Origin of the sequence: Niastella sp., from assembly GCF_045805085.1 — a bacterium.
In the GTDB taxonomy this organism is placed as follows: domain Bacteria; phylum Bacteroidota; class Bacteroidia; order Chitinophagales; family Chitinophagaceae; genus Niastella.
Map to the genome: position 1 here is coordinate 1 of NZ_JBJMLX010000033.1, position 11,316 is coordinate 11,316.

At 47.1% G+C, this 11,316-nt stretch carries 5 protein-coding genes; 3 read left to right on the plus strand and 2 right to left on the minus strand.

Annotated elements, in window-relative coordinates; genetic code table 11:
- Nucleotides 1-98: 98 nt before the first annotated feature.
- Together ACJ751_RS01505 and ACJ751_RS01510 are read left to right on the plus strand one after the other, a co-directional pair.
- Nucleotides 99-2,723: a family 78 glycoside hydrolase catalytic domain gene (locus ACJ751_RS01505; protein ID WP_407743607.1), complete on the plus strand. Its 2,625-nt coding sequence runs from the start codon at nt 99-101 to the stop codon at nt 2,721-2,723.
- Between the two features lie 245 nt (nt 2,724-2,968).
- Nucleotides 2,969-3,988, plus strand: coding sequence for a DUF6528 family protein (locus ACJ751_RS01510; RefSeq protein WP_407743608.1), 1,020 nt, complete (start codon nt 2,969-2,971; stop codon nt 3,986-3,988).
- 60 nt (nt 3,989-4,048) lie between these two features.
- Here the strand turns inward: ACJ751_RS01510 and ACJ751_RS01515 are convergent, their stop codons facing one another.
- Entirely contained in the window at nt 4,049-4,819 is a 771-nt protein-coding gene (locus ACJ751_RS01515) for a response regulator (protein WP_407743609.1), read from the minus strand.
- On the minus strand, nt 4,819-7,941 hold the full coding sequence (locus ACJ751_RS01520; RefSeq protein ID WP_407743610.1) for a two-component regulator propeller domain-containing protein: 3,123 nt from the start codon (nt 7,939-7,941) through the stop codon (nt 4,819-4,821). The genes ACJ751_RS01515 and ACJ751_RS01520 overlap by 1 nt, the downstream gene beginning before the upstream one ends.
- A 175-nt stretch (nt 7,942-8,116) precedes the next feature.
- On the opposite strand from ACJ751_RS01520, the gene ACJ751_RS01525 reads away from it, so the two are divergent.
- A complete protein-coding gene (locus ACJ751_RS01525) occupies nt 8,117-11,281 on the plus strand; it encodes a SusC/RagA family TonB-linked outer membrane protein (RefSeq protein ID WP_407743611.1) in 3,165 nt (1,054 codons plus the stop codon).
- Nucleotides 11,282-11,316: the final 35 nt, after the last annotated feature.

The following is an 11,316-nucleotide window of genomic DNA, read 5'->3' on the forward strand; positions in this document are numbered from 1 at the left end:
CGTAAATGGTTCGCCTGGGCGAATACGCTATTCGGTGAGTTCTTGTGGAAGACGTATAAAGAAAAGCCTGCATTACTAAACAGTTAAGCATGTTACATATGAAAGCAATGTGTTCCATTGTATTAATGGTCATCGGTCTTAATACAATGGCTCAATCACTCTGTTTACCAGGGGAGTTGCGATGTGAGTATATTGCCCATCCATTGGGGATAGATGAAGCGCACCCGCGGTTTACCTGGCAATTAAAGGATGCCCGTAAAGGCGCACGGCAAATGGCATATCGGGTTATTGTTGGAACTGACTCCCTGGCGGTAAGTCAGGGTAAAGGCAATTGTTGGCAAACAGACCCTGTACCGTCAGACAGGCAACTGGTGGTTTACCAGGGTAAGCCGCTGCAGGCATTCACCAGGTACTATTATGCGGTTCAGGTATGGGATAAAGATAACCAGGCATCACTGTTATCCCCGGTTTCATTTTTTGAAACAGGAACGATGAACAATGCAAACTGGCAGGGCGCCTGGATCAGCGACAGCCGCGATATCAATACAAAACCTGCCCCTTATTTCAGAAAGACATTCTCCCTTAATAAAAAAATACGCTCCGCCCGCGCATACATTGCAGTAGCAGGATTGTATGAACTATATCTCAATGGCAACAGGATCGGCGATCATCACCTCGATCCCATGTACACCCGGTTCGACCGGCGTACACTGTATCTCACCCATGATGTAACGGCAGCACTGCAAAACGGCAAAAACGTCATTGGTGTTTTGTTGGGTAATGGCTGGTACAATCACCAATCCACTGCCGTATGGTATTTTCATGAAGCACCCTGGCGCAACCGGCCCACTTTCTGTTTGGACCTGCGCATTACTTATGAAGATGGAAGCATAGAAACGATCACCTCGGGTAAAGATTGGAAAACGAGCCTGAGCCCGGTCATCTTCAATAGTATTTATACTGGTGAACAGTATGATGCCCGCCTGGAACAACCCGGCTGGAGTGAAGCAGCTTTTGATGATTCAAAATGGAAAGAAGTGATCTATCGTGCAACCCCCTCAGCGAACATTGTTGCTCAGGTGATGCAACCGATCCGCGTTATAGATACGATACCAGCCCGGTCAGTGTACGCTTTTAATGATACCACGTTTGTGTTTGATCTCGGCCGGAATATCGCCGGAATAAGCCGCCTTGCAGTGAACGCTCCGGCAGGAACGGTATTCCGGTTAAAACATGGCGAACGGCTGCGGCCCGATGGCCATGTTGATCAATCGAACATAGATGTGCATTACCGGCCTGTTGGTACTGCCGATCCTTTTGGTACCGACATATATATAACCAGTGGCAAAGGCGTCGAAAGTTTTATGCCCCGCTTCAATTACAAAGGATTTCAATACATAGAAGTGACCAGCAGTATACCCGTGAAACTGGCAAAAGAAGATCTCACCGGTTACTTCATGCACAGTGATGTGCCCCCGGTTGGCAGGGTAACAACTTCCAACCCTACCATCAACAAAATATGGCAGGCGACCAATAATTCATACCTGTCGAACCTGTATGGCTATCCCACCGATTGTCCCCAACGCGAAAAGAACGGCTGGACGGGTGATGCACATATTAATAGCGAGACAGGCCTGTACAATTTTGATGGAATTACCATCTATGAAAAATGGCTGGCCGATCACCGGGATGAACAGCAGCCCAATGGCGTGTTGCCGGCGATCATTCCCACCAGTGGCTGGGGCTATGAATGGGCCAATGGCCCCGACTGGACGAGCACCATTGCCATCATTCCATGGAACATTTATTTATTCTACGGTGACACCTCCTTGTTAGGGCGGTGTTACGAAAATATCAAACGCTATGTAGATCATATCGACCAGTCATATCCAACCGGTTTAACCACCTGGGGACTGGGCGATTGGGTGCCGGTAAAATCAAAATCACCGGTTGAGCTCACTTCATCCATTTACTATTTCACGGATGCCTCCATTCTGGCCAAAGCTGCACACATCCTGGGCCATTCAGCCGATGAAGAAAAATACAATGCGCTGGCCATAAAGATCAAAAACGCCATTAATAACAAATACCTGAACAGGGTTACCGGCATCTATGGCAGCGGTACACAAACCGAATTAAGTTTTCCCTTATGCTGGAACGTAGTACCGGATTCCCTGGTAACAAAAGTCGCTGCCAATCTGGCCAACCGGGTGCAGGCCGACAGCAACAGACTCGATGTGGGGCTGCTGGGTACCAAATCCATTCTAAATGCATTGAGCGAAAATGGGTATGCTGATCTGGCCTATAAATTGGCTGCCAGGGAAACTTTTCCTTCCTGGGGTTGGTGGATCGTGAATGGCGCCACTACTTTATATGAGAACTGGAAGATCGATGCGGCCAGTGACATCTCGCTCAATCATATTATGTTTGGCGAAATAGGCGCCTGGTTCTACAAAGCATTGGGCGGCATAAAACCAGATCCAAACAACCCGGGCTTTAAAAAAATGATCCTGCAACCGCATTTTATAACGGCATTGAACCAGGTAGAAGTAAAGCATGAATCACCCTACGGTACTATTGTCTCGTCATGGAAGCGAGTAGGAAAGAAAATAATTTACAATGTAGTTATTCCACCTAATTCAACCGCAACGCTCATCCTGAATAATAAAATACAACCACTGGAAGCAGGGATGTATACGTTCGAGGTAGGAAGTAAGAAGTAGGAAGTAAGAAGTTCGTGAAAATTCATACCTCCTACTTCTTACTTCTGCTTACGGTTTTTTGCATACTGGGGCTGAGCACTAAAGCATGTTACTTTTACTATTATTATATTAATTCCTACTGCATAAAACCGGCAACTATAACTACCTGCCGTATGTGAATATCTTTGGCATGAATTTTAGAATGGGTAAGTGCTTTTATATTATAATGTAGGGCATAACCTTATTACTTAACCTAACACTTATTCATGAGAAAGATCTTTTCCGTATCGCTATTATTTTCCCTGCTATTTGCATTGGGATGTAAAAAGGAATCATCACAATCAGCAGCAACTGATAACGCTGCTGAATTGCTGACCACACAAGCGCTGGCCACAGAGGAAGCCACTGCCAAAGAAATCGTTATCTGCGATCAAAAGAATGCCCGCATCGTAATGGTAGATGTGGCCAATGGTAATAAAATAACCTGGGAATGGAAACCCACTGCGTCATATGCCATGATCCGTTCAGGCGCACAAGGCTGGTTCACCAACCTCAGCGAAGCCAAACCGGTATATAGTAGTAAATACATTCTGGCCACTGCATCCGGCGGTGGTGTGGCCATCATCAATGTATCATCTAAAAAAGCCATCTGGTACGATTATGCCGGCGGAAATACGCACTCAGCAGAACTGCTTCCCAACGGAAATGTGGTGACCGCTTCTACCACTGGTGGCTATCTGCTTATTTTCACTGTAGATTCCTATATCAATGACGATAGCAAACAAGGTGGAAAGGTTGCCTTTGAAGATGTGCACAATGTGGTATGGGATAAAACCAACAAACTGTTATGGGCAGCAGGCAAAGACAAACTGAAAGCCTTCAGTTATAACAATAGTTGCGGCAGTCCGGTGCTCACGTTAAAAAAGACATACACCATGCCCCAGGGTAATGCGCATGATCTGTTCCCTGTGTATGGCAGTACTACAGATCTATGGCTAACCAACAGCGGGCATATTTATAAATTCAATGTATCTACCGGGGCGTTTACCCTGGTAAAAACTATCAGTGGCGTGAAATCAGTGTGCAATGGCCCGAGTGGTTATGCTACAATTCTTGACGTAGCCAATGGCAATGGTGGTGAAAGCTGGCGCACTGATGTGATCACCGATCTGAATGGCGCCACTGTTTACAAGAATACCAGCTTTGGCATGTATAAGCTGCGTTGGAAACTCGTCAATTCATTCAGCTATCCGAGTGGGGATTCGTTTCATGAATGTACCCATTAGATGGCAGAAGGCAGACGGCAGAAGGCAGAAAGGGTTCGCGCTCTGCCTTCTGCCGTCTGCCTATTCCTTATTTTTCCGCAGCGCGTAATCAGTAGGAGCCACACCAAATTGCTTATGAAAGTTCCTGGTAAAATTACTTTGCGAACTAAACCCCGTCATGGCGGCGATCTCATACATTTTATAATCACCCGAGGTGAGCAGTTCGGCTGCTTTCTTTAACCGCGTCAGATGGATCAGTTCAAGCGGCGTGTGGTCAGAGATGGCGGTGATTTTGCGGTATAAAGTCACGCGGCTCATATTCATATACCGCGCCAGTTGCTCCACATCTAATTCTACTTCTTCCATGTGTTCAATGATGATGGCGTGCAGCGTAGCCAGGAATTGTTCATCGGCCTTTGTATGCGCCATACTGTTGATGTGCACCAGTGGAGAGTTGGCAAAATACTCCCTTATCATATTGCGGTTGGTCAGCAAACTGGCCATCTGCGCCAGCAGGTGTTCCTTCGAAAAAGGTTTTTCAATATAGGCATCGGCGCCCAGCTCCAGTCCCTGCACTTTTGCCTGGATGGTATTCTTGGCCGTAAGCAGAATGATCGGGATGTGCGAATACTCTACGTTCGATTTAATCAGCGAGCACAATGCAAACCCATCCATATCGGGCATCATCACATCACTGATAATCAGCTGAACAACGTTCGATGCCAGCACCTGCAAGGCTTCCTGGCCATTTAACGTTTTCAGTACGGCATATTTGGGTTGCAGGATCCTTTCCAGGAAATCGAGAATTTCCTCCTCATCATCTACCAGTAAAATAAGTGGCAATTGATTCATCATTTCTTTTTTATAGGTGGTTGTAATGGTAAGTAAAGCACAAAAGTGTTCAGCGCGCCCGTGTTTTCTTTTACATACAGTTTGCCCTGGTGTAATTGGGTGAGCGACCGGGCAAGCGTTAACCCAATGCCGGTTCCTTTTTGTTTACTATTTTCCTTGATGCGATAAAAGGGTTCAAAGATCGGCTCCCGCATGGCAGCCGGGATCAACCCGCCATCATTGGAAAACTCGATCATAAACCCGGTGTCTTCTTTTTGAACGGGAAACAATTGCACGGTGATGAGGTGTGCTGCATATTTCACGGCATTACTGAACAGGTTGCTGAGAATTTTATTCAGGGCGTCTTCATCCACCTGCGCAACAACCGGTGCATCCGGTAATAAGAGAGCGAATTGCAGGTTGCGCTTTCTGGCCAGTGGTTGAAAACTGGCATACCCTTCCTGCAACAGGTTGGTGATATTCACTTTGGTAAACTCCAGGCTAAACCCCTTTGCTTCTGTTTGTCGAAAGTCGAGGATCTGGGTGATCAGCGTCATCAGGCGATTGGTATTTCTTTCCATCATCGTCACGTCATCTTTGATGGCCGGCAGCTCATCTACTTTTTCCATCAGGTTCTCCACCGGGCCTTTAATTAAAGTAAGCGGTGTTCTAATTTCATGCGCTACATTGGTAAAGAACTCGAACTTGGCCTCATAAATTTCCTTCTCCTTTTTTTCCTGCGAACGCTTATGATAGTTTTGAATGAACGACCAGGCTATGGCTACCACGATAGCTGCATACACCAGCCAGGCCCACCAGGTATTCCAGAAGGGTGGGGTAATGGTGAGCTGTAATTGTTTCTCCTTGCTCCAGTGGTTATTGATGGCAGCAGCTAAACGAAAAGTATACCTGCCCGGCGCCAGGTTGGTGAAATATACTTTACGGTTGGTTGATAAATACGTCCAGTTTTTATCAAGCCCTTCCATTTTGTATTTGTATTCGGTGATCTCCGGACTGGAATAACTCAACGCGGCAAAGTCAATACTGAAAGAGGATTCATCATACGGCAGGGTGAGGACGTTGGTATATAGAATGGATTGCTGCAGCGGCGACTGTTTTTCTATCTGCAGTTCTTTATTATGCACCTGGAACCCGGTTATATACACCGGTGGTGTTAACGAAGGGGCCACAAATGTTTCGGGGCGAAAAGAGATCATACCCTTGATAGAACCGAAATACAAAGTTCCCTTTGCGTCCTTAAACCCACTGTTGTAATTGAACTGATCGTATAACAACCCATTGGCCTTGGTATAGATGGTCATGCCTTGCGTGGCAGGGTCCAGTTTTACCAGACCTTTGGAAGTGGTGATCCATAGTTGCCGGTGATTGTCTTCTACGGTCTTGAACACAAAATTACTGGGCAACCCATTTTGCAGGTTGTAACGCGTAATGTGTTGACGCACGGCGTCCAGTTTACAAAGCCCGCCGCCTTCGGTGGCTATCCATACATTGTGATAACTATCCTCCCCCACGGCATTGATATCGTTGATGGGTAAACTATTGGTATCAGTTGGATTGTTTTTCAGCCGCCCCCAATGCCTCGTAAGCGGATCATAATACAATACCCCCTGGTTATGCGTGCCTGCCCAGATAATACCCGCATGGTCTTCCAGCAAACAACTGATAAATTCCCCATCGGGTGTTTCATGCAGCCATTCAAAATCTTTGGTGGCTTTCCGGTAGCGGTAGAGGCCGCCGCCGCTGCCTACATAGATCTCGCCACGCCTGGTTTGCAGCATGGTCACAATAAAATTATTGCGGAAGGCATTGTCGTGCACATTGCTGCCATAATGTTTTATCACTTTACCGGTTTGCCGGTTCATAATGTCAAGCCCATGATCGAGCATGCCCACCCATACTTCATTCCCCAGCACCAGCAGGCCATGAATATTGTGATACGCAATCCCGGTGGGCGTACCCGTAGGTTTGTAATGTGTAAAGGTGCCGGTGCGCGGGTTGAGCTTGTTCAGGCCAGCATCTTCCGTACCGATCCATAAATTACCATCGGGGTCATCACAAATTTCCCGCACGGCGCTGCCGCTGATGGTTTGATTGGTACGGTCGGGAAAATACTTGGTGAAGGGCGTATAAGGCTTAGGATAATAATTCACGCCGCCAAAATAAGTACCGGCCCAAACGCCCCCTTCCCGGTCTCTGCACAACGTATACACCGCATTATCCGACAACGAATAGGGATCGGAAAACTGTTTCTTCAAATTAGTGAACCGGCGGCTGATGAGATTATAAATAAAAATGCCCGACTCGGTCGCAAACCAGTATTCATCATTGGTGTATTGCAAAATGTCGCGCACATACACGGTGGTTTTATCGGCGCTGTAGATCAGCAGATCGGAATAACTGTTGGTAGAAATGTTATACAGCTTGATGCCCTGGCAGGTAGTGCCCACAAAGATCGCGTCCTTCCCGGCGGGGTAGATCTTTTTTATAAAACAGGTAGGCATTTGCGGTGAATGAGCAAACACATCCGGTCCTTTAAAAGTTTGCGTCGCTGTGTCGAACCGTACCAGGTGGCCATCCATAGAGCCGAGCCACATTTCACCCGAGTCACTCATACAAAGCGCGGTGGCATAGATGGTTTTATCTGGCGGAAATGTCGTTAAGCGGCGGGTCATAAAATTATACCGGCAAACCATGGCGTTGGAGCGGAACCATAATTGACCTTGCCGGTCCATCTGGATATCATTGACCTCAGGCAGGGTATCGATAAAACGCACCAGGCGTTCTTTCGCATAATCAAAAAAATACAACCCGTTTTGCGTGCCCACCCACAAATTATCTTTTGCATCGGCAAACAAACAAAAGATAAAATCCTTCCGCAGTTGTTTTCCTTCATTGTCTGACCGGAATAATTTAAATCGATATCCATCGAACCGGTTCAACCCCTCCTTGGTGCCAAACCATAAAAAGCCTTTATTATCCTGGATGCTGCAATACACCGTATTGTTCGACAATCCATTCTCTACCTGGTAATGTTTGAAGTAATAAGGCTGCGCACCGGCCGTATTTACGTACAGCCATAACACAAGCAATAGCAGCAAGCGGTTTCGTAGTAAGCAGTTCATCGGGAGAGTAATTTAAGCAAGAATGGATCATAAAAAAACAGCATGTAACAAATTGAATCAATTCTGAAACGCAGGGAATAAGCGCTGTGGTGCTAAAGATTTTATTTCATGTTGAAATCAAAACAAAGGATGCAAATCCTTTAGCTGCCATTATTAACCAACAATTGATTGCTTTATGAAAAAATTCAACAGGCATGTACTGCCTCCGCCAAAAGCCAGGCTCCTTCTTTCCTTCCTGGTCATTTTTCTCCTTTCAATAAACGGATGGGCGCAAAACAAACCGGTCTTTACCGTTTCCGGACAAATTAAAGACAGCGCCGGGGTGGCCGTAGCCAATGCCACCGTGCTGGAGAAAGGCACAAAGAATGCCGTAACCACCAACATCGATGGCTCCTTCAATATTAAAGTATCCAGCGAATCGGCAGTGCTCATCATTTCATCGGTGGGTTATATAAACCAGGAAACACCGATCAACAGCCAGGCGAATCTCGCCATCCTGTTACAAAAACTGCGGCAGGACCTGGGCGAAGTGATAGTAGTAGGCTATGGTACTACAAAAAAAGCATCCGTTATCGGCGCTATTGTCGCCGTAACCGATAAAGACATTGGCATGGTGCATGGCGGTTCAACGGTGAGCACCAGCCTGGCCGGTAAATTACCCGGCGTTTCCTTCCGCATGCAGGATGGCCGCCCGGGCGCCAGCGCCAACCTCCAGGTGCGCAATATGGGTGATGCCCTGTTTGTGATCGATGGCATTCAACAGGATGCCGGTCAGTTCAACAACCTGGCGCCAAGCGATATTGAAAGCATCACCGTGCTGAAAGATGCTTCTGCCGCCGTATATGGCGTGCGGGCCGCAAACGGCGTTATTGTCGTCACTACCAAACGCGGCAAACTGGGCACGCGCAACACCATTAACCTGGAAGCCTATACCGGTTACCAGAACTGGATGCGGTTCCCCGATGCGCTTACCAATTCCTACGATTACATGCGTTACCGCGCCGAGGCGGAGATCAATCGCTATGGCAGCACTACTATAACCCAGGATGAACTGGAGAAATACAAAGCTGGTACAGAACGCGGTTACCAGAGTTTTGACTGGAAAGATTTTATCGTAAAAAAGAATGCGCCCCAGCATTCGGTGAATGTGAATGTTACCGGTGGCTCAGACAAGATCAACTATTATTTATCAGCCACTCACCTGTACCAGAACTCCGTATTGGGGCGCGAGTATAAATTCAATCGTACCAATATCCAATCGAATGTAACCGCCAAACTGGCCAACCGGCTGAAAGTAGGCGTGAACATCAATGGCCGGATTGAAACGCGCGACAATCCCGGCGTGCCTTATGCCGATGATTACTGGCTGGCCCGCTTTGCCGTGCTGCGCAATACGCCACTGGAACGACCTTATGCCAATGATAATCCCAATTATCTGAACGACATTAAACACAATGAAACCAATTGGGCCTACCTGAACACCAAATGGAGTGGTAAATTCAAGAGCGACTGGCGGGTGCTGCAAACCAATTTCAATGCAGATTACGAAGTGCCCTATGTGAAGGGTTTAACAATCAGTGGCGTGTACTCATATTATTTAGCCGATTACTATTATAATAACCATGAGTATACTTACACCACGTATACCTATAACCCGGTTGATGATACTTATAAACCAACCGGTGGCAGTACGAACCCCTTCCGTGAACGGGAACAGATAAAACAGATCAATATTACCCAACAACTTAAGCTCAACTACAGCCGCACCTTCGGCTTGCATACCATCGGCGCCCTGGTGGTGAACGAGCGCATCAAGAACCAGCGCCTGCGCAACAGGATCCATTCGGTACCCAGCACCAATGCGCTTACCCTGATCTATTTCAACACGGCCGATACCTACGAAGACAGTGACGATAAGGAAGCGCGAATAGGGTACATTGGCCGGCTTACTTATAATTACGACAACAAATATTTCCTGGAAATGTCGGCCCGCCGCGATGCCTCGTATTTGTTTGCACCTGATAATCGCGTAGGTTATTTCCCTTCGGTGTTTGCCGGCTGGCGGATCATGGAAGAACCCTTTATGCAAAAATTGTTGGGGAGCCGGAATCCGTTAACCGATTTTAAGATCCGCGGTTCATATGGAATTCTCGGTGATGATGGCAAGCAACTCGATCTGCCGGCATTCTCCTATGTGCAGGGGTACAACTACAACCAGGGTATTTCCATTTTAAGCGGGGTGCCGGTTGTAGGATCGAGAGACCGCGGTGTACCCATCACCAATATTTCCTGGCTGAGAAGTAAGATGACCGATGTGGGGTTCGACTTTTCTTTATGGAATGGAAAGTTGAGCGGAACCTTCGATTACTTCTATCGTAAACGCACTGGTTTGCGTGGCCGGAAATCAGATGTGCTGGTGCCTTCAGAGATCGGTTATTCCTTACCCGATGAGAACATCAACAGCGATGCACAGTATGGCGAAGAAGGCGCATTAACGTATAACGGTTCCTATAAGAAATTGCGCTTTAGTGTAAGCGGCAACCTGTCGTATTCCCGGTCAAAATTCCTTGCATCCTACAAACCCGTTTTCTTTAATTCGTGGGACCAATACCGTAACTCAGGCGAGCACCGCCTTACCCGCATCAACTGGGGATACGATGTTGTTGGCCAGTTCACTTCGCAGGAGCAGATCAACAATTACCCCGTGAACATCGATGGACAAGGCAACAAAACGCTGTTGCCGGGTGATCTTATTTATAAAGATGTGAATGGCGATAACAAGATCGATGACTACGATGAACGGCCCATCGGGTATGGCAGCGACAACAACCCACCCAATATCAACTTCGGCATCAGTATTACGTTGCAATATCAAAACTTCGATTTCCGGGCCGACTTCTCCGGCGCGGCCGGTTATACCTGGTTTCAGAATTGGGAAACAAGGATCCCATTTCAGAATGACGGTAACCTGAATCCCATTTTCCTCGATCGCTGGCACCGCGAAAATCCCTTCGATCCAAAAAGCGGATGGATTCCCGGTAAATATCCGGCACTGCGTCTCAACGATGGCGGGCACAGTAATTATAACCACGCTTCCACTTTCTGGGCGCACAATATAAAATACTTACGCGCACGTACGCTGGAGTTAGGGTATTCACTGCCCGCCAAACTCATTAAACTGGTGAAGATGGAAAAGGCCCGGTTCTATATAAATGCCTACAACCTGTTCTCGCTCGACAATGTAAAACAATATGCAATTGATCCTGAGATCAATGACGATAATGGCTTGCAGTTTCCGCAAAGCAGATTTATCAACCGAGGGATAAACCTTTGCTTGTAAAAATTTACTATGAACAAGACATGGCTTGTGAGATA